Raw genomic sequence first — 19,741 nt, 5'->3', positions numbered from 1 at the left:
GCCTCGCCGCGGTCCTGATCGGCCTCGCGCTCGCCGTGCGCCGCCGCCGGACCGTGCTCCGCGACGCTCCCGGCCGCCGCTCGAGGAGCTCGACGAGGATCCGACGTAGCTCGACGTCGACGACGAGAACGAGGACACGCTGCCGGCGAAGGCCGCCGCGTGGAAGCCGTTCGGTCCGGAGTACCAGACCGGCTCCTCGCCGGTGCGCTCGTAGGCCGACGCGAGCTCCGCCGACCACTCCTTCTCGAGACCGAAGAGCACGGCCCACGGCAGCAGGCGCTCCGTCACCTCGACCACCTCGACCGGTCCGACCGTGCGCCGATCCGCCCCGCGGGGCGACTGCAGCATCGCGATCCGGTCGGCCTCGGCCAGGCGGATGTACAGCTCGAGCCCGCGCAGATGGTCGCGCAGCTCCGCACCCGCGGCCGTCAGCGGCACCCTCGAGACCAGGATCGTCCCGACGACGGCCGCGACGATCGCGACCAGCATCAGCACGAGCGGGAGCGCTCCGCCGAAGGAGCGGGTCATCAGGAGGATCGCGCCCAGGAAGGCGGCCATGACACCCAGCAGCAGCGGGACGATCACGAGCACGCTGCCGCCGATCGTCCCGGCCTTCTTCAGTCCCGCCTCGGTCACCCGGTTGCCCAGCGCGGTCCGGAACTGTCCGACTGCCTTGCCGAACTCCTTGTCCTTGCCGGAGAGCTCACGCACCGTCCCCGGCACCCGGCCGAGGGCGATGTCGAGGAACTCGCGGTCGTCGGAGGCGAGGGGCCGCGGGCGTCCCGCGCGTCGCGTCGGCGTCGTCGCGGGGTCGAGCACCCGCACGGCGTACTCCTGCTTCCGCCCCTCCCCCGTCTCCTCGATGCGCACGAGACCGCGGACGGCGGCGTCCAGGAGTCCGGCCGCGGGGGCCTTCGACGTCTTCCGCAGCAGCGCGGCGGAGAGGAACAGCCCCTCCGCGGGCGGGTCGTACTCGGCGACGACGGTCGGGCGGCCGGGAGCGTCGCGGAGCACGGTCCGGCGGCGGCGCACGGCGAGCGCGAGGCCGATCAGGACCGCGGCGAGGCCGCCCAGCTGCACCCAGGACCAGCCGGAGGCGAGGTAGCGGTCGTCGCGCGGCGTGAAGGTCCCGGGAGCGAAGCCGATCGCCACGGTCACGTTCTCCCCCGGAGCCAGCGACTCCCCCGATGCCGTGACGACCGCGCCGTCGCGGCCGATCGGACAGGGCGTCGTCGAGCCCTCCGGCCCCCGGTAGCAGCTGACGGTCCCCGTCGCGGCGGAGGCCAGCGAACCGGCGAGCTCGACGCGCACGTCGTAGCGGTCGAAGGACTGGCGCCAGCCCGTGCCGTTGACGTCCCAGTAGAACTCGTCCTCGCCGCTGCGCGTGCCGGATCCAGGCAGGGTCGTGTTGTGCTGCGTGTAGGTGAAGACATAGGTCTGGCTGCCGCTGACGAACTCGTCCGCTGCGCTGGTGACCAGGAGGAAGCCGTCCTCGCGCTCGGTGTCGACCGGCCGCGCCGCCCCGTCGCCGTCGGTGACGGACACCAGGTCGACGTCGGTCGGGTGCCCCTCGTAGTCGAGCGGGATCGCGCGCTGCATGCCGCGGTTCTGCGACGGCGGGAACTCGGCGACGAAGGTCTCGACGGTGGTCAGCGTCGAGCGGCCCTCCTCGTCGCGGTCGAGGCGGAAGTCGGCCGAGTACTCCGAGAACCGGAAGCCGTCCACATCCGCGCGCACGACACCCGCGACGGGCTGCGGAGCCGCGACAGGGTGCGGAGCCGCCACGGCCTGCGCCGCCGCTCCGCCGACCAGCAGCGGGACCGCGAGGGCCACGGCCGCCGCGCGCCGCGCGACCACCCCCGCGCGGCCGGTCGAGGCGGACAGGATCGTGCCGAGCAGCCCCCACATGCCTGCGATGCTACGCGCCGACGCACGCCCGGCACGTCCCCCGGGCGGACTACTGGAGCAGGAACTGCGTGGGCGAGCCCGAGGGGATGCCGGCGACCGACACCGACAGGTTGTAGGCGGCGCCGCCCGCCTCGACCGCCTCGCGTCCGCCGGAGCAGGTGTCGGCGGAGGAGCGGGTGCGGTCCCACGTCAGCGCGCTGCCCATCACCGAGCGGCCCGCCTGGAGGAGCACCGGCAGATCGGCCGCGCCGGTCTGGCAGTCCGTGGAGGTCCAGATCTGCTCGGAGCCGCTCGTGATCGTGAAGACCTGCTTGCTCGTGCCCGCGTCGATCACGCAGTCGGTGCTCGAGATGTTGGCCAGCGAGAGCGAGAGCTGCGGATCCTCGCCGGGCGCGTAGCTCGTGGCGTCCGTGACCGCGGTGACGGCGACGGAGTCGGCCGTGCAGGCGGGTGCGGCGCCGGGCGTCGCACCGGGCGAGGTGGTCGGGTAGAGCGTCGGCAGCACGACGGTCGGCGTGGGGCTCGACGCGGCGTCGGAGCCGGTCATCCGCGGGAGCAGCGACAGCACCACCGCCAGGCCCGCGACGATGACGACCAGCGCGAGCAGCACTCCGGCGCGGCGTCGCCGGTAGACCCGGGAGGGCAGGCGGCGGGGCGGCGGAGTCACCGGGACAGGCTACGACGTGGCGGCGGTCAGAGCGTCTTCAGCATGCGGGTGTTGCCGAGCGTGTTCGGCTTCACCCGGGCGAGGTCGAGGAACTCGGCGACTCCCTCGTCGGGAGAGCGGAGCAGCTCGGCGTAGACCTCGGGGTCGACGACCTTCTCGCCGATCGGCTCGAAGCCGTGGCGGGCGAAGAAGTCGACCTCGAAGGTGAGGCAGAACAGGCGCTTCAGGCCGAGCTCGCGCGCGTCGTTCTCGAGGCGCTCCAGGATGTGGTGGCCCACACCCCTCCCGAGCCAGTCCTGCGCGACCGCGAGGGTGCGCACCTCCGCGATGTCGTCCCACATCACATGCAGCGCACCGCAGCCGATCGCCGTCCCGTGGCCGTCCTCGGCGATGCGGAACTCCTGCACGGCGCCGTAGAGCACCACGCGGTCCTTGCCCAGGAGGATGCGCTCGTTCACGAGCGGCTCGCTGAGCTCCTGGATGAAGGGGACATCGCTCGTGCGCGCGCGGCGCACCGGGTACTTCCAATCGGCCATTCGACAAGCCTAGGCCGCACCGGGCGCGGGATCCTGCGAGCAGGCGCCCACCCCCGGACGACGACGTGCCCGCCCCCTCGCGAGAGGGGACGGGCACGGGGTCGTTCGGCAGCCTGCTACGACATCAGGTCGGGCGTCGCCGGGCCGGCCGTGGCTGCTCCGGTGGACGCGCCGGCGCTGATCGAGATCAGACGCGGGGTCGTGGTGAAGACGAACTTGTTGTCGGCGAAGTCCACGTGGATGTGGTCTCCGGCGCCGAGCTCGCCGTGCAGGATCCGCTCGGACAGCTGGTCCTCGATCTCGCGCTGGATCGCGCGGCGCAGGGGGCGCGCACCGAGGGCCGGGTCGAACCCGACCTCGATCAGGCGCTCCTTGGCCGGCTGCGTCAGCTCCACCGTCATGTCACGGTCGAGCAGACGGTCGCCCAGGCGCTTGATGAAGAGGTCGACGATCTGGAGCAGCTCGGGCTTCGACAGCTGCGGGAAGACGATGACGTCGTCCACGCGGTTGAGGAACTCGGGCTTGAAGTGCTTCTTGAGCTCCTCGTTGACCTTGCCGCGCATGCGGTCGTAGCCGGTGGCGTTGTCGCCCTCGATCTGGAACCCGACGGGACCACCGGCGATGTCACGAGCACCGAGGTTGGTGGTCATGATGATGACGGTGTTCTTGAAGTCGACGACACGGCCCTGGCCGTCGGTCAGTCGACCCTCCTCCAGGATCTGGAGGAGCGAGTTGAAGATGTCCGGGTGCGCCTTCTCGATCTCGTCGAAGAGGACCACGCTGAACGGCTTGCGGCGCACCTTCTCGGTGAGCTGGCCGCCCTCCTCGAAGCCGACGAACCCGGGAGGGGCGCCGAACAGCCGCGAGACGGTGTGCTTCTCGCCGTACTCCGACATGTCGAGCGAGATCATCGCGTTCTCGTCGTCGAAGAGGAACTCGGCGAGCGCCTTGGCCAGCTCGGTCTTCCCGACGCCCGTGGGGCCGGCGAAGATGAACGAGCCCGAGGGGCGCTTGGGGTCCTTGAGGCCCGCGCGAGTGCGGCGGATCGTCCGCGAGAGGGCCGCGATGGCCTCCTCCTGGCCGATGACGCGCTGGTGGAGGGCCTTCTCCATGAAGACGAGCCGCGAGGACTCCTCCTCGGTGAGCTTGAAGACCGGGATGCCCGTCGCCTGGGCGAGGACCTCGGCGATCAGGCCCTCGTCGACCACGCCGGTGGCCTTGACGTCGCCCGACTTCCACTGCTTCTCGAGGCGCAGGCGCTCACCGAGCAGCTGCTTCTCCTCGTCGCGGAGCGACGCGGCCTTCTCGAAGTCCTGGTCCTCGATCGCGGCCTCCTTGGCGGAGCGGACCACGGCGATGCGGTCGTCGAAGTCGCGCAGCTCCGGCGGCGCCGAGAGGATCGAGAGGCGCAGGCGTGCGCCGGCCTCGTCGATCAGGTCGATCGCCTTGTCGGGGAGGAAGCGGTCGCTGATGTAGCGGTCGGCCAGATTGGCCGCCGAGACGATCGCGCCGTCGGTGATGGACACCTTGTGGTGCGCCTCGTAGCGGTCGCGCAGCCCCTTGAGGATGTTGATCGTGTGGGGCAGCGACGGCTCCGCGACCTGGATCGGCTGGAAGCGGCGCTCGAGAGCGGCGTCCTTCTCGAAGTGCTTGCGGTACTCGTCGAGCGTGGTCGCGCCGATGGTCTGCAGCTCGCCGCGGGCGAGCAGCGGCTTGAGGATCGAGGCGGCGTCGATCGCGCCCTCAGCAGCCCCTGCGCCGACGAGGGTGTGGATCTCGTCGATGAAGGTGATGATGTCGCCGCGGGTGCGGATCTCCTTCGTGACCTTCTTCAGGCGCTCCTCGAAGTCACCGCGGTAGCGGGATCCGGCGATGAGCGAGCCGAGGTCGAGCGTGTAGAGCTGCTTGTCCTTCAGCGTCTCGGGCACGTCGCCGCGCACGATCGCCTGGGCGAGGCCCTCGACGACGGCGGTCTTGCCGACGCCGGGCTCGCCGATCAGGACGGGGTTGTTCTTGGAGCGGCGGGAGAGGATCTGCATGACCCGCTCGATCTCCTTCTCGCGCCCGATGACCGGGTCGAGCTTGTTGTCGCGCGCCGCCTGGGTGAGGTTGCGTCCGAACTGGTCGAGGATCTGCGATCCCCCTTGAGGCTGCTGCTGCTCACCGCCCACGGCGACCTGCTCCTTGCCCTGGTAGCCCGAGAGCAGCTGAATGACCTGCTGGCGCACGCGGTTCAGGTCGGCACCGAGCTTGACCAGCACCTGAGCGGCGACGCCCTCGCCCTCGCGGATGAGGCCGAGCAGGATGTGCTCGGTCCCGATGTAGTTGTGGCCGAGCTGCAGCGCTTCGCGCAGGGACAGCTCGAGGACCTTCTTCGCCCGAGGCGTGAAGGGGATGTGGCCGGTCGGCTGCTGCTGCCCCTGGCCGATGATGTCCTGCACCTGCTCGCGCACAGCGTCGAGCGAGATCCCGAGGGACTCGAGCGCCTTCGCGGCCACTCCCTCGCCCTCGTGGATCAGGCCGAGCAGGATGTGCTCCGTGCCGATGTAGTTGTGATTGAGCATCTTGGCCTCTTCCTGGGCCAGGACGACGACGCGCCGCGCGCGATCGGTGAATCTCTCGAACATGCTGTCACTCCCTACAGAACCCGCAGGGGTGGGCTCCGATACGTCGACTGTAACCAGCGCTCCCCCCGGTGAGCAGGCCTGTTCGCCCTGGGCGTGCACGCGATCCGGGAGGGGTGCGGGCGGCGGTCCCGTCCACCGGTCCATGCGAAGGCATACACTTCCCGCATGAGCAACCTGGAGGAGCATCCCGACGAGCTCCCCGTCGCCGCGGAGCCGGTCCCTCGCGAGCCCGGCGCGGTCGAGATCCTGGAGGCACGGCTCGTCCCGCTCGGCGGTCCGCGCGCGATCGAGGTGCGCCGCACCCTCCCCCAGCGCTCGCGCTCGACCATCGGCGCATGGTGCTTCGCCGACCACTACGGCCCGGTGCGGCTCGGCGAGGAGGCCGGGATGGACGTCCCGCCGCACCCGCACACCGGCCTGCAGACCGTGAGCTGGCTCTTCGAGGGCGAGATCGAGCACCGCGACAGCGTCGGCAGCCTCGCCGTGGTGCGCCCGGGCGAGCTCAACCTGATGACGGCCGGACGCGGCATCTCGCACTCGGAGGTCTCGACCGGGGGCGCGCCCGTTCTGCACGGGGTGCAGCTCTGGGTCGCGCTGCCCGAGGAGGCGCGGCTCGTCGATCCGTTCTTCGAGCACCACCGCGGCGTGCCGGTGGAGCTGCCCGGCGCGCTGGTGCGCGTCTTCGTCGGAGGGATGCTGGGCGCGTCGGTGCCCGCGAGCACCTTCACTCCGCTGGTCGCCGCCCAGATCGACCTCGAGCCGGGTGCCCGGGTCGAGCTGCCGGTCGAGGAGTCGTGGGAGTACGGCGTGCTCGTCGACGCCGGCCCCGTGGCGGTCGAGGGCGCGGACGTCCCGCGCTCGGACCTCGCCTACCTGACGCCCGGCCGCTCGCACCTGGTGCTGGCCGCCGGGGACGCTGGAGCCCGCGTGGTGCTGCTCGGCGGCGAGCCGTTCGCCGAGGAGCTGGTGATGTGGTGGAACTTCGTCGGCCGCAGCCACGACGACGTGGCGTCCGCCCGCGAGCGCTGGCAGTCCGACGTGATCGCCGGGGCGGATCCCGCGGGACCGTTCGGCACCGTCGACGGGTACGGCGGACGCGCGCTCCCCGCGCCCGTGCTGCCGACCGTGCGCCTCAAGCCGCGCCGCCGGGCCTGAGCCGAGACCGTCAGGCCGAGGCGCTCCGAGGCGGGGCCCACGACTCGGGAGCGCGGGAGTCGCGATGATCCCGCTCGACCACCGCGACTCCCGCGCTCTCACCGGCGCGTCAGGACGCGTCCGACTCCTTCTTCGCGGCGGCCTTCGCCGCGGCCTCGCGATCGGTGGCCTCGGCCGTCTCGCGGAAGGCGCGGCGCGGATCCTGCAGCGCGCTCATCGGCGAGAGGTCGCGCGGAGTGACGGCGTCGACGAGCCAGCCCGTGATGATCCGCCACTTGCGGTCCAGGGTCGGCATCGCCGCTCCGTGGTAGGCGCGGTGGGCGAGCCAGGCGGGGAGGCCGCGCAGCTTCACGCCCTTGATCAGGCCCGCGCCCTTGCCGATGCCGTACTCGGCGACGGTCCCGACGGAGGCGTGGCGGTACTCCTCCACGGTGCCTCCGGTGAGGTCGGCGATGATGTTGCGCGCCAGGAGCTTGGCCTGCCGAACCGCGTTCTGCGCGTTCGGCGGGTAGTACGCGGGCTGCTTCTCGCTGGTGAGATCCGGCACCTGCGCGCCGTCGCCGGCCGCCCAGGCGCCGCCCACCGGCTCGCCGTCCTCGCGGATGACCCGCAGGCGCGCATCCGCCATGACGTGGCCCTTCGGCCCGCGGGGCGCATCGGTCGCGTCGAGGATCGGGTTCGGCTTCACGCCGGCGGTCCACACGATCGTGGCCGTCGGGATGCGCTCGCCGGAGGAGAGCTCCACGACGCCGTCCTCGCAGGAGGGCATCGTCGTCTTCAGGTGCACGTGCACGCCGCGCGAGCGGAGGTGGTCGAGCGTCCACTTCGAGAGCTCGGGACCGACCTCGGGGGCGACCCGGTCCAACGCCTCGACGAGGTGCCAGGTGACGTCGCCCATCGAGAGCGAGGGCTGCGCGGCGAGCGTCTTGCGGCTGAGGTCGAGCAGCTCGCTCAGCGCCTCGACGCCGGTGTAGCCGCCGCCGACGAAGACGAAGGTGAGCAGGCGCCGACGCTCGGCGGGATCGGTGGTGAGCGCCGCCTTCGCGATGTTCTCGATGACGCGGTCGCGCAGGTGCGCCGCCTCCTCCACCGTCTTGAAGCCGATGCCGTGCTCGGCGAGACCCGGCGTGGGGAAGGTGCGGGTGACGGCTCCGAGCGCGAAGACGACCTGGTCGAACTCGATCGTGCGGGTGGAGCCGTCCATCGCGGCGACGGTGGCGCTGCGCTCGGCGAGGCTCACGCCGGTGATCGCGCCGCGGATCACGCGGGTGCGCTTGAGCGCGGAGACCAGCGGCACCGTGACGTGGCGCGGCTGGACGTGGCCGCCGGCGACCTCGGGCAGCAGCGGCTGGTAGGTCATGTAGGGGTTCGGCTCGACGACGGTGACGTCGATCGGCGCCTCCCCCCGTCTCTTCTCGAGGCCCCAGGCCGTGTACAGGCCGACGTAGCCGCCGCCGAGGATGAGGATGCGCGTCGTACGGGATGCCGTCATGTCCGTTCCCTTCTCGAACCCGGCGCCGGGCAGGCGGAACCGGATGGTGCTGAGGACGCTCCGACGCTACGCGGGGCGCGGCGGCCCGCACAGGGCCTTGCGCGACGAGCCGGGGCCGCGCATCCTCCGCCTGCGGGCGGACGGGAGCCGCGCTACTGCAGCGCCGAGGTGAGCCGCGCCAGGTTGTCGAGCAGGGTCGAGCGGAGCGGCTGCTGCCGCCACTCGCGGAGGGTCAGCTCGCGGGAGTGCTCGCGGTAGTCCTGCTGCACCTGGCGCAGGTCCTCGACGAACTCCGAGCCGCGCACCATCAGCGAGACCTCGAGGTTGAGCGTGAAGGAGCGCATGTCCATGTTGCTCGAGCCGATCACGGCGACGTCGTCGTCGATCGTGAAGTGCTTCGCGTGCAGGATGGTCGGCTTGCGGTACATCCAGATGCGCACGCCCGCGGTCAGCAGCGTCTCGTAGTACGAGCGCTGGGCGTGGTAGACCACGGCCTGGTCGCCGATCTCGGAGACGAAGAGCTCCACGTGCACGCCCCGCCGGGTCGCCGTCGTGATCGCGTAGAGCATCGCCTCGTCGGGCACGAAGTACGGGCTGGTGATGATGATCGACTTCTGCGCCGAGTAGAGCAGCGTCAGGAACAGGCGCAGGTTGTTCTCGCCCTCGAACCCCGGGCCGCTCGGCACCACCTGGCAGTCGATGGTGTCGCGCTGCTGCAGCGCCTCCATCGGCTCCGACTCCCGCAGGAGCAGCTCGTCGGTCTCGCTGTACCAGTCGGTGATGAAGATGGCGTTGATGCCCTGCACCACCGGCCCCTCGAGGCGCACCATCAGGTCGTGCCAGTGCAGGCCGCGGCGGATGTTGCCGCGCTTGTTGTAGCTGGAGTCGACGACGTTCTGCGAGCCCATGAAGGCCGCGTTGCCGTCGACGATCAGCAGCTTGCGGTGGTTGCGCAGGTCCGGCCGCTGGTACTGCCCGCGCCACGGCCGCACGGGGAGCATGTACGACCACGAGGCGCCCGCCCGCTCGAGGGCGCGCAGCCGGCGATGGGTGCCGCTGTAGTAGCCGGGCACGCGGATCGACGCGATGTGGTCGAGGAGGATCCGCACCCGCACCCCGCGCGCCACCGCGCGGTCGAGCGCGTCGAAGAAGGGCGCGGTGGTCGAGTCGGCGGCGAGGATGTAGAACTCGCAGTGCACGTACCGGCGGGCGCGGTCGATCTCGGCGGCCATCGCGCGGATGGTCTGCTCGTAGTCGCCCTGGAGGCGCGCATCGTTCCCGCCGACCAGCGGCATCGCGCCGAGGTTGCGGTTGAGGGTGACCACCGACTCCAGCCACTGCGGCCACGGGTGCTCCCGGGCGACGCGGTCGATGCCGTCGGTCGACTCCAGGATGAACCGGTTGATCTCCTGCTGCTTCCGGCGGCGCTTGCGCGGCAGCCGGTAGCTCCCGATGAAGAGGAACAGCAGGATGCCGACGTACGGGATGAGGAAGATCGCCATCAGCCAGGCGAGGCCGGTGGTCGGACGACGGTTCCGCGGCACGACGATCACGGCGATCACGCGGACCACGAGCTCGACGACGACGGCCGCGATCGGGAGGATCACGGCCCAGTCGGGTGCGGGCACCGCGCCTCCTCGTTCATCGTGCGGAGCCGCTCAGCGGGCGTGGAAGGCACCCGCGCGGCGGCGGTGGTCAGGAGGCGTCGCGGGGAGGCAGGCCGCGGCGCTCGCGCTCGCGGGCCTCGATGCGGTCGTACGCGCGGCGCTCGTTGCGGTCCGAGCGGATGAGGGCGCGCATCACGAACCAGAAGATGGCTCCGACCGTGATCGTCGGCACGAGGGCCCACAGCCCCTGGTTCCACAGCTCCCAGTCCATGCGGCGATCCTACCCGCGGCACCGGCGCGGGAGCCGTGAGCCCGGAGGCCCGTGCGCCCAGCGGCCTTCGCGGGCGCTGGGCGCTACTGGCTCTCGACCGACTTGTTCAGCGCCGCGGCATCGGAGTTGAGGCCCTCCAGCTCCGAGCGCAGGCCGTCGTACACAGCGATGTCCGCGTCGATGGCGGCGCGGGTGGCGTCGACGGCCTGGCTGCGGGCGAGCAGATCGGCGCGCTCCGTCTCGAACTCGGCCGTCGATCCGAAGTCGCCGCTGTCGGCGCGCGAGTTGAAGTCGTCGATCTCGACGTTGAGCGCGTCGTACTCGGCGTTGTTCGCGTCGACCCGCGCCGTGAGGTCGGCGTACATCGTCTCGATCCGGGAGACCAGGTCCTCGATGCGGTTCTCGAGATCGGTGAAGACCGCCTCGTAGCGGGCGTTCAAGCCCACGACGACCGAGCGGTCGTCGAAGAACTCGGCGTAGTGCGCTTCGAGCGCCGGCGGCAGGTCGGCCACCTCGGTCCCCAGGATCGAGTGCAGCTCGTTGACGCGCTCGCCGAGGCCGCCGGTGCGGTACAGCTCGAGGCGCTCGGCGATCGTGCCGTCCTGCGGGAGGGTCTCGTACGCGGCCTCGAGCTCGTCGCCCAGCTCGGCCTGCTCCTCCGCGTCGAGCCGCACCCACGCGGCGTGCAGCATCTCGTGGGCCGCCGTCACGTCGCGGATCCCGTCGAGGTCGGGATTGGCGACGTCCGAGATGTAGATGCTGGTGCCGGTGTAGCAGCCGAGGACGATGTCGTCGGAGGCGCCGTAGCCGCAGAGGTCGTTGAAGCCGGCGGTCGGCTCGACCGACGGGCTCGACGCGTAGTAGAGGGCGCGGCCGCGGTCGGACATGGCGGTCCGCTCCGCGAAGCCGGCGATCGTGGGGTCGGGCGTGAACGCCTCGGCCGCCCGCCGGTCGGCCAGCGCGGTGCCGACGTCGCCGGAGGAGGTGAGGACGCTCGCGGCGACCGCGGTCCCCACACCGAACTGCGCGATCGTGAGGACGCCCGCCGCGACGGCCGCGACGATGCTCGATGCCCTGACCATGTCTCCCCCTCGGCTCCTGCGACCCTACTTGACGAGCGGGAACAGGATCGTCTCGCGGATCCCGAGCCCGGTGATCGCCATCAGGAGGCGGTCGATGCCCATGCCCATGCCGCCGGTGGGGGGCATGCCGTGCTCGAGGGCGCGGAGGAAGTCCTCGTCCAGGCGCATCGCCTCGTCGTCGCCCGCGGCGGCCTGGCGGGCCTGCTCGACGAAGCGCTCGCGCTGCACGACGGGGTCGATCAGCTCGGAGTAGCCGGTGGCCAGCTCGAAGCCGCGGACGTAGAGGTCCCACTTCTCGACGACGCCCGGGATGCTGCGGTGCGCGCGCACGAGCGGCGAGGTGTCGACGGGGAAGTCCATCACGAAGGTCGGACGCGTCAGGCCGCCCTTCACGAAGTGCTCCCACAGCTCCTCGACGTACTTGCCGTGCGTGGGGACGTGCACCTCGATGCCGAATGCATCTGCAATCGATTTCAGAACGGCAAGAGGAGTCTCGGGGGTGATTTCCTCGGGCGGCGGAGCGGCGTAATTCCACTCGTTGCCTTCGCTGTTTCCACCGACGTAGCCCTCGCGAAGAGCTACAGACAGGCTCTCGTACATCGAGATGCGGTCCCACTGCCCCCCGAGGTCGAACTCGGTGCCGTCGGCCCAGGTGACCACGTGCGAGCCCGCGACGGCCTGCGCCGCGTTCTGGATCAGCTCCTGGGTGAGGGCGGCGATCGAGGTGTAGTCGCCGTACGCCTGGTACGCCTCGAGCATCGCGAACTCGGGCGAGTGGGTGGAGTCGGCGCCCTCGTTGCGGAAGTTGCGGTTGATCTCGAAGACCCGGTCGATGCCGCCGACGACGGCGCGCTTGAGGTACAGCTCGGGCGCGATGCGCAGGTACAGCTCGGTGTCGAACGCGTTGGAGTGCGTGGCGAAGGGGCGGGCGGACGCGCCGCCGTGCATCACCTGCAGCATCGGGGTCTCGACCTCGAGGAACTCGTGCGAGGCGAAGGTGTCGCGGAGGGAGGCGTTCACCCGGGCGCGGGTGACGACCGTCTCGCGGGCCTGGGGGCGCACGATCAGGTCGAGGTAGCGCTGGCGCATCCGGGTCTCGTCGCCGAGCTCGTTGTGCAGGTTCGGCAGCGGCAGGATCGCCTTCGCGGCGATCGTCCACTGCGACACCCACACGCTCAGCTCGCCGCGCTTGCTCGAGACGACCTCGCCCTCGACGAAGAGGTGGTCGCCCAGGTCGACGAGCTCCTTCCACGCCGCCAGCGACTCCTCGCCCACGTCGCCGAGCGAGACCATGGCCTGGATCCGCTCGCCGTCGCCGGCCTGCAGCGTCGCGAAGCAGAGCTTGCCCGTGTTGCGCTGGAACACCACGCGGCCCGCGAGGCCGACGCGCTCGCCGGTCTTCACGTCCGGCTCGATGCCCTCGTGTCGCGCCCGGACGGCCGCGATTTTGTCGGTGACTCCGACCGCGACGGGGTAGGCGCCGGCGCCGAGGTCGTCGCCCGCGAGCTCGAGCAGGCGCTCGCGCTTGGCGAGGCGGACGGCCTTCTGCTCGGAGGCCTCCTGCTGCGCGGCCCGCTCGGCGGCGGCCTGCTCGGAGTCGGACTGCTCGGCGGCGGGGGTCGTGGACTCGGGGACGTCGGGGGTGTCGGCCATGAGGGGTCGCGGTGCTTTCGGTTCGGGGCGGACGGCCGCGATCAGGCGAGCAGGATCGGGGCGTTGTCGAGGAGGCGGGTGGTGCCGACGATCGCGGCGACGAGCACGAGTGCCGGGCCGCGGTGGTCGGCGTCGACCGGGAGGAGCGTCGCGGGATCCACGACGACGAGGTAGTCCAGCTTAACGAGCGGCTCGGCGTGCGCGACGGCCTCGGCGGCCTCGATCGCCGCGGCGGCACCGCGGTCCGCGGCTTCCGCGGCGGCCGCGAGGAGGCGCGGCAGCACGAGGCCCGCGCGGCGTTGCTCCTCGTCGAGGTAGCGGTTGCGGCTGGAGCGGGCGAGCCCGTCCTCCTCCCGCACGATGCCGACGCCCTCGATCTCCACGGGCAGGTCGAGGTCGCGGACCATGCGGCACACGAGGAACAGCTGCTGCGCGTCCTTCTGCCCGAAGACCGCGACGTCCGGCTGGGCGATGCTCAGGAGCTTGGCGACGACGGTGAGCATCCCGTCGAAGTGCCCCGGCCGCGCGCGCCCCTCGTAGAGGCCGCCGACCTCGCCCGCGACGACCCTCGTGGAGGACGGCCCGTCGGGGTACATCTCGGCGACTCCCGGAGCGAAGAGGAGGTCGGCCCCGGCCGCGTCGAGCAGGGCGGTGTCGCCCTCGAGGTCGCGCGGGTAGCGGTCCAGGTCCTCGGACGGGCCGAACTGCAGCGGATTCACGAACACCGACACGACGACGACGTCGGCCAGCTCGCGAGCCCGCTCGACGAGGGCGAGGTGCCCGGCGTGCAGGGCGCCCATCGTCGGCACGAGCGCGATGCGCCGACCGGCCCGCCGCGCCTCCTGCAGCCGCTCGCGGAGGTCGCCGATGCGGTGGACGGTGCTGATCACCCGACGATGCTACCGGCGGGCCCGCGGCCGCCGGGGCCCTCGGCACCGGGACGCCGCGCTCCTCCGCGAGGCGCCGCCTCCCGAGCGGCGTCCGGCCCGGGGAGCGGCGTCTCGAGCGGCGCCGCCCGTCAGCCCGCCGCGCGGCGCAGGGCGTCGTCGACGGAGGAGCGGACGAGGCTGGAGAGGAAGAAGCCCGGCTTCTCGACGCCGATGCCCGCCAGCAGTCCCGCCGCCTGGTCGACGATCGCGGTCGAGAAGGTCGTGGCGGTCGAGACGGCCTCCGCGTAGGCGGCGCGGTCCGACTCCGCCACGGTGACCGGCTCCCCGCCCATCTCGACCACCAGCGCCTGCGCGATCGGCAGCACCGGGCCCGGTGCCGACACGGCGAAGTAGGTCTCGGCGAGGCGCGCCAGGTCGAGGCTGGTGCCGCTGAAGGCCATCGCCGGGTGGACTGCCAGGGGGATGACCCCGGAGGCGAGCGCCGGAGCGAGCACCCCGTAGCCGTGCTCAGGCGCCGTGTGCAGCACCAGCTGGCCGGGCTGCCACGCTCCGGTCGCGGCGAGCCCCGCGACGAGGGCGGCGATCTCGCTCCCGGGGACGGCGACGATCACCAGCTCGCTGCGCTCGACGAGCTCGGGGATCGCGAGCACGGGGACTCCGGGGAGCAGCGCGTCGGCGCGCTCGCGGCCGCTCTCGCTGGTGGTGGCGATACCGATCACGGCGTGGCCGGCCCCGGCGAGCGCGGCACCGAGCACCGGGCCCACGCGTCCGGCACCGATCACGCCGACGCCCAGGCGTCCGTCGCGGCGGTTCTCAGGCATGCGGCTCCCCCTCCGGAGCGGGCCAGTCGGGCAGGGCGGGTGCGGCCGCCCGCCGCCCCCACTGGTGGCTCGCGTCGCGGTCGGCGGCCCGCACTCCGGCCGTCGCGAGGCTCTCGAAGAAGGCGAGTCCGTCGGCTGCGCTCATCACCGGCACGAGCGGAGTGACGGGGCCGGCCACCGTGTGCACCCGCGCCGAGGCCAGCCCGAGCAGGCGCTGGAGCGGTCCCTGCTGGACCCCGACGCTCTGCATCCGCGCCAGGGGCACCACGGCGACCCGCCGCCAGACCGCTCCGCTGCGCAGGATCGCGACCTCGTCCGTCAGCCGGTACCCGGTCCTCCGGAACGAGAAGGGGCGGAGCCACACCGCCGAGCGCGGCGCCCGGGTGAAGCCGGCCGCGTCGCGGTGCCGGAGCGCGTCGCCGACGGGCGTCGACTCCGCTCCCTCGGCCGGTCCGGGCAGCAGGAGGGCGAGGACGCGCTCGACCGCGGCGAGGTCGCCCACGGGCAGGATCGTGGTGTTCGGCTCGCCGTTCGCCCCGCGGGAGGCCGCGTGTCCGGCGCGGTCGATCCGCACCTGCCACCAGCCGAAGGGGCGCCAGAGCAGCGGCTGCGTGATCTCGACGGCGTGGATCCGGCCGGGCGGGATCGTGTCGCTGCTGGTCGAGAGCACGCCGTAGCCGACCCGCACTCCGTCGGGCGTCGCGGCGATCGAGTACCGGAGCGAGCGCACGAACTGGCGGACGTAGTAGCTGCCCGAGCCGATCAGGCCCGGCAGGATCGCGAAGAGCACGTAGGGCGAGCCGTAGACGGCGACGAACACCACGGCGACGACCGAGGCGGCCAGGAACAGCGTGAAGCCGCTGAAGACGAGCGAGCCGAGGAGTCGGCCCGCCGGGATCGAGACGACCGACTCGGGCGGCGTCTCGTCCTGAGGCTCGCCGAACTCCTCCAGCCGGCGCGCCAGGAACCCGCCCGCCGGAGCCGCACCGTCGACCGTCGCCTCCCGCTCGCGCACCCCGGAGGCGAGCCGCAGGATGTCGCGACGCAGGGCGTCCACCAGCCGCGAGCCGAGGTACGACAGCTGGACGTTCGCGTCCTGCCCGGCCACGCTCACCTCGAGCTTCGCGGCCCCGAACAGCCGCGCGAACAGCGGACGCTGCACCGCGATGCCCTGGATGCGGTCCAGCCGCGCCCGCCGGTTGGTCCGGAAGAGCACGCCGGAGCGCACCTCGACGAGCTCGTCCGTGATGCGGAAGGTGTGCATCCGCCAGGACAGCCAGAACGCGAAGACGGCGACCGCCAGGCCCACCGCGACCGCCAGCAGCGCCCAGCCGACGAGACCGCGACGCAGCAGCTCGTCGACCGGATCGCCGCTCTCGTACCCCTCAGGCCCGGGCAGGAACAGCTCGACCAGGCGCTCGCGGAGGTTCGTGATCACGATGCCGAGGACGACCAGCAGGCCGATCCCGCCCTTGAGGACCGGGGTCGCGGGATGGAGGCGGTGCCACTCCCCGTCGGCGAGGTCCGTCTCGACGGCGCGGAGCTCGGTCACAGGCCGGCCCGGCGCGACTCGGCGAGCTCGACCAGGCGGTCGCGGAGCTCCTCCGCGTCCTGCTCGGCCAGGCCCGGGATGCTGACGCCGGTCGCCGCGGCGGCGGTGACGAAGCGGAGGTCGGCGAGGCCGAGCGCCCGGGCGAGCGGCCCGCGGTTGACGTCGATGAGCTGCATCCGCCCGTACGGCACCGACACGAAGCGCTGGAACATGATGCCGCGGCGGAAGAGGAGGTCGTCCTGGCGCAGGAGGTAGCCGTAGGCGCGCGCACGGCGCGGGGCCACGATCAGGAGGGTCACCGCGAGGGCGGCCGCGGCGGCCAGCGGGATCCAGCCCCACGGCAGGCCGATCAGCATCAGCACCACGGGCACGGCGAGCAGCAGCACGCTCGACACGACGGCCGACACGATCTCGACCGCGACGTACCGGGGCGAGACGCGGCGCCACTCCCCCGTGATGTCGAGGCGGTCCCGCCGGCGTCCCCTCGCGTCGCGGCGGGTCGTCGGCGACGCGTCCTCGGGCTCGGCGGGCATGGCGTCGTCCTCACTGCCCGCGGCGGTCCGGGCGTCGGCGTCAGGCGTGGTTCACCTCGCCGACGGCGGTGTCGTCGTCGTCGCTCGGCGGGATGGTGCACAGGTGCTCGGCGACCAGGCCGGCCACCAGCAGGACGAGCGCACCCACGATGGTCGCGACGTCCTGCCACACGGAGCCTAGCGAAGGGATCGCACGGCTCAGCAGGTACACCAGGATGCCGCCGGAGGCTCCGAGCAGCAGAGCACCGACGTGGCTGGACGCCTTCGCCAGCACCACGACGCGCATCGCCCGGAACGGATCGATGGGCCGGTGCAGCGTGCCCTTCGTGGCGCGGTGGATCGGGACGGCGAAGCCGAGCACGAGGGCCGCGACCACGATCAGGGTCAGCGGAACCGTCAGCGGCGGGATGAGCACGGGGCGGCCGGCGGCGGCGATCGCGAGGTCGAGGAGGAACCCCGCGACGGCCCCGGCGAGGCCGAGTCCGAGCAGGGTGCTGATGCGGGTGCGCCTCACGGAGTCCTGCTCTCGGGATCGGCGGTGCTGCCGCGGGCGGAGTCGCGCCCCGGCCAGATCAGCCCGGCCGGGTGGTCGGTCACGCGGTCGGTCGCCCGTGCGCGCAGCTCGGCCACGGGTCCGGCCCCGGGAAGGACCGCCGCCGGCTCGACGTCGAGCCACGGCTCGAGCACGAACGCCCGCTCGGCCGCCCGCGGGTGCGGGAGGGTCAGGTGCGCGTCGTCGCGGAGCACGCCGCCGACCGCGATCACGTCGATGTCGAGGGTCCGGTCGCCCCAGCGCTCCTCGCCCTCGCCGCGGATCCGGCCGCCGGCCGATTCGATCGCCGCCGTCGCCGCGAGCAGGTCGTCGGGCTCGAGGACGGTCGAGCCGGTCACGACCGCGTTGAGGTAGCCGGGCGCGTCCTCGTCGACGCCCTCGGGCTTCCACGCGGGCGACTCGACGACCTTGGACACCGCCTCGATGCGCAGGCCCGGCGTCGTGGCGAGGGCCCGCAGCGCCTCCTCGAGGTGCGCGAGGCGGTCGCCGAGGTTGCTGCCGAGCGCGAGCACGACGTGGCGCACCGGGCGGACGCGCTCCTGCCGCGGCCTCACGAGCGGGTCCTCGTGATCTGCACGGCGACGTCCTCGAAGGGCAGCGGGATCGGCGCGTCCGGCTTGTGGACGGTGATGCGGACGACGTCGGCGGCGGGGAAGCCCAGGGCGACCCGGGCGAGGCGCTCGGCCAGAGTCTCGATGAGGTCGACCGGGTCGCGGGTCACCGCGTCGGCCAGGGCGATCGCGAGCTCGCCGTAGTGCACCGTCTCGGCCAGCGCGTCGCCCTCGGCCGCCGGCGCGGTGTCGAGCCAGACCGTCGCGTCGATCACGAAGTCCTGGCCGTTCTCGCGCTCGAAGTCGAAGACGCCGTGGTGCGCGCGCACGCGCAGCCCGGTGAGGGTGATGGAGTCGCGCACGGCGAGGGCGGCGGGGTCGATCGCGGTCACGGGGTCTCCTCCTGGAGTCGGGCGGCGAGGGCCAGGGCGCGGGCGGACGAGCGGACGTCGTGGACCCGGACGCCCCAGGCGCCGTGCTCGGCTGCGACGAGGCTCAGCATGGCGGAGACCTCGTCGCGCTCGGCGGCCGGGGCGCCGGCGGGGGCGAACGGAGCGAGGAACCGCTTGCGCGAGTGGCCGACCAGGACCGGGAAGCCCAGCGAGACGATCGCGTCGAGGCCGGCCAGCAGCGCCCAGTCATGCGCGCCGACCTTCGCGAAGCCGAGGCCCGGGTCGAGCAGGAGGCGGTCGTCACGGATCCCGGCCTCACGGGCGGCGTCGACGCGGCGCTCGAGCTCGCCGCGGACGTCCGCCACCACGTCGCCGTAGGACGCGAGAGCGGTCATGCCCGCGCTGTGCCCGCGCCAGTGCATCGCGATGTAGACGGCGCCGCGCTCGGCGACGAGCGGGAGCATCCGCGGATCGGCGAGGCCGCCGGAGACGTCGTTGACGACGACGGCGCCCGCGTCCAGAGCGGCCTCCGCTGTGGCGGCGCTCATCGTGTCGATGCTGACGCGCACCCCCTCCGCGGCGAGGGCGCGGACGACGGGCAGCACGCGGCCCTGCTCGGCGGCGGAGTCGACGCGCGCCGCACCGGGGCGGGTGCTCTCGCCGCCGACGTCGACCAGGTCCGCGCCGAACGCGGCGGGTCCGTCCCCGGCGGGCCGGGTCAGGTCGAGGCCGTGGCGGACGGCGTCGTCGACGGACAGCCAGCGTCCGCCGTCGCTGAACGAATCCGGAGTGACGTTGAGGATCCCGAGGAGCGCGGCGCGGCCGGTCGGCGTGAGGTCGGCGACGGTGGTGGCCACGTCACTCCCCCCGCGCGGCGCCGATCAGCGCGATGATCTCGGCGCGGGCGGCCGGGTCGGCGAGGGAGCCGCGTGCGGCGACCGTCACGGTCGAGCTCGCGGTCTGGCGCGGCCCGCGCATCCGCACGCAGCCGTGCTCGGCGTCGACCACGACGAGCACTCCCTCGGGAGCGAGGCCCTGCTCGAGCGCGTCGGCGATCTGCTCGGTCATCCGCTCCTGGATCTGCGGTCGCGACGCGACCGTCTCGACCACGCGCGGCAGCCGGCCGAGGCCGACGACCCGCTCGCGCGGCCGGTAGGCGATGTGCGCGACGCCGAGGAACGGCAGGAGGTGGTGCTCGCAGACGGAGCGGAAGGCGAGGTCGCGCACGATCACCGTCTGGTCGAGCGGCGACTCCTGGCCGCCCTCCACCACCGCGAACGTCTCGGTCAGCTGGGCCGCGGCGTCGTCGTCGAACCCGCCGAAGAACTCCTCGTACGCCTCGGCGAACCGCCGCGGCGTGTCGAGGAGTCCCTCGCGGCCCGGGTCGTCCCCGATGGCCGCGAGGATCTCGGCGACGGCCGCCTCGATGCGCGCCTTGTCGACGGGCACGC

The 19,741-nt window shown here is 72.8% G+C and carries 19 protein-coding genes; 1 reads left to right on the top strand and 18 read right to left on the bottom strand.

Going from position 1 to position 19,741, the window contains the following annotated elements; translation table 11 throughout:
- The 4 genes from C5C50_RS04865 to C5C50_RS04850 form a co-directional block, all read right to left on the bottom strand.
- A partial coding sequence (locus C5C50_RS04865) for a DUF2207 domain-containing protein (protein ID WP_104272977.1) occupies positions 1 to 1,908 on the bottom strand: 1,908 nt, incomplete at its 3' end.
- A gap of 49 nt (positions 1,909 to 1,957) precedes the next feature.
- Positions 1,958 to 2,575 carry a hypothetical protein gene (locus C5C50_RS04860; protein WP_104226002.1) on the bottom strand — a complete coding sequence of 206 codons (618 nt, stop codon included), beginning with the start codon at positions 2,573 to 2,575 and terminating at the stop codon, positions 1,958 to 1,960.
- A gap of 26 nt (positions 2,576 to 2,601) precedes the next feature.
- Entirely contained in the window at positions 2,602 to 3,111 is a 510-nt protein-coding gene (locus C5C50_RS04855) for an amino-acid N-acetyltransferase (protein ID WP_104224089.1), read from the bottom strand.
- A 116-nt stretch (positions 3,112 to 3,227) separates the two neighbouring features.
- Positions 3,228 to 5,738 (bottom strand): ATP-dependent Clp protease ATP-binding subunit, encoded by a 2,511-nt coding sequence (locus C5C50_RS04850; RefSeq protein WP_104224090.1) that lies wholly within the window; start codon positions 5,736 to 5,738, stop codon positions 3,228 to 3,230.
- A gap of 165 nt (positions 5,739 to 5,903) precedes the next feature.
- Here C5C50_RS04850 and C5C50_RS04845 point away from each other — a divergent pair, with 165 nt between their 5' ends.
- Positions 5,904 to 6,893 carry a pirin family protein gene (locus C5C50_RS04845; protein ID WP_104255541.1) on the top strand — a complete coding sequence of 330 codons (990 nt, stop codon included), beginning with the start codon at positions 5,904 to 5,906 and terminating at the stop codon, positions 6,891 to 6,893.
- 109 nt (positions 6,894 to 7,002) lie between these two features.
- Here C5C50_RS04845 and C5C50_RS04840 read toward each other — a convergent pair whose 3' ends face one another.
- The 14 genes from C5C50_RS04840 to folE form a co-directional block, all read right to left on the bottom strand.
- Positions 7,003 to 8,385 (bottom strand): NAD(P)/FAD-dependent oxidoreductase, encoded by a 1,383-nt coding sequence (locus C5C50_RS04840; RefSeq protein WP_104272976.1) that lies wholly within the window; start codon positions 8,383 to 8,385, stop codon positions 7,003 to 7,005.
- A gap of 152 nt (positions 8,386 to 8,537) precedes the next feature.
- Positions 8,538 to 10,013, bottom strand: a complete 1,476-nt coding sequence (cls, locus tag C5C50_RS04835) for a cardiolipin synthase (protein WP_104224093.1) — start codon at positions 10,011 to 10,013, stop codon at positions 8,538 to 8,540.
- 67 nt (positions 10,014 to 10,080) lie between these two features.
- A complete protein-coding gene (locus C5C50_RS04830) occupies positions 10,081 to 10,263 on the bottom strand; it encodes a hypothetical protein (protein ID WP_104224094.1) in 183 nt (60 codons plus the stop codon).
- Between the two features lie 83 nt (positions 10,264 to 10,346).
- Positions 10,347 to 11,345, bottom strand: coding sequence for a hypothetical protein (locus C5C50_RS16875; protein ID WP_104255539.1), 999 nt, complete (start codon positions 11,343 to 11,345; stop codon positions 10,347 to 10,349).
- Between the two features lie 24 nt (positions 11,346 to 11,369).
- Positions 11,370 to 12,998: a lysine--tRNA ligase gene (gene lysS / locus C5C50_RS04820; RefSeq protein WP_104272975.1), complete on the bottom strand. Its 1,629-nt coding sequence runs from the start codon at positions 12,996 to 12,998 to the stop codon at positions 11,370 to 11,372.
- Positions 12,999 to 13,039: 41 nt separating this feature from the next.
- Positions 13,040 to 13,888 (bottom strand): pantoate--beta-alanine ligase, encoded by an 849-nt coding sequence (panC, locus tag C5C50_RS04815; RefSeq protein WP_104272974.1) that lies wholly within the window; start codon positions 13,886 to 13,888, stop codon positions 13,040 to 13,042.
- Between the two features lie 128 nt (positions 13,889 to 14,016).
- Positions 14,017 to 14,709, bottom strand: a complete 693-nt coding sequence (locus C5C50_RS04810; RefSeq protein ID WP_104224097.1) for a Rossmann-like and DUF2520 domain-containing protein — start codon at positions 14,707 to 14,709, stop codon at positions 14,017 to 14,019.
- Positions 14,702 to 16,261 carry a PH domain-containing protein gene (locus C5C50_RS04805; RefSeq protein WP_104272973.1) on the bottom strand — a complete coding sequence of 520 codons (1,560 nt, stop codon included), beginning with the start codon at positions 16,259 to 16,261 and terminating at the stop codon, positions 14,702 to 14,704. Before C5C50_RS04805 ends, C5C50_RS04810 begins: the two co-directional genes overlap by 8 nt.
- Complete coding sequence (locus C5C50_RS04800; RefSeq protein WP_104234302.1) at positions 16,258 to 16,794, bottom strand: PH domain-containing protein; 537 nt, start codon at positions 16,792 to 16,794, stop codon at positions 16,258 to 16,260. The genes C5C50_RS04805 and C5C50_RS04800 overlap by 4 nt, the downstream gene beginning before the upstream one ends.
- Before the next feature lie 40 nt (positions 16,795 to 16,834).
- Positions 16,835 to 17,308 carry a DUF3180 domain-containing protein gene (locus C5C50_RS04795; RefSeq protein WP_104248065.1) on the bottom strand — a complete coding sequence of 158 codons (474 nt, stop codon included), beginning with the start codon at positions 17,306 to 17,308 and terminating at the stop codon, positions 16,835 to 16,837.
- Entirely contained in the window at positions 17,305 to 17,901 is a 597-nt protein-coding gene (gene folK, locus C5C50_RS04790) for a 2-amino-4-hydroxy-6-hydroxymethyldihydropteridine diphosphokinase (protein ID WP_104272972.1), read from the bottom strand. Before folK ends, C5C50_RS04795 begins: the two co-directional genes overlap by 4 nt.
- Positions 17,898 to 18,290, bottom strand: a complete 393-nt coding sequence (folB, locus tag C5C50_RS04785) for a dihydroneopterin aldolase (protein WP_258067659.1) — start codon at positions 18,288 to 18,290, stop codon at positions 17,898 to 17,900. The genes folK and folB overlap by 4 nt, the downstream gene beginning before the upstream one ends.
- Positions 18,287 to 19,147: a dihydropteroate synthase gene (gene folP, locus C5C50_RS04780; protein ID WP_104226011.1), complete on the bottom strand. Its 861-nt coding sequence runs from the start codon at positions 19,145 to 19,147 to the stop codon at positions 18,287 to 18,289. Before folP ends, folB begins: the two co-directional genes overlap by 4 nt.
- 1 nt (position 19,148) lies before the next feature.
- On the bottom strand, positions 19,149 to 19,739 hold the full coding sequence (gene folE / locus C5C50_RS04775; protein WP_104224103.1) for a GTP cyclohydrolase I FolE: 591 nt from the start codon (positions 19,737 to 19,739) through the stop codon (positions 19,149 to 19,151).
- Between the last annotated feature and the right edge of the window lie 2 nt (positions 19,740 to 19,741).

It is taken from the genome of Rathayibacter sp. AY1D9, assembly GCF_002932395.1.
Lineage (GTDB): Bacteria > Actinomycetota > Actinomycetes > Actinomycetales > Microbacteriaceae > Rathayibacter.
Note: the sequence above shows the minus strand (reverse complement) of the source record. Positions and strands in the feature narration are given on the sequence as shown.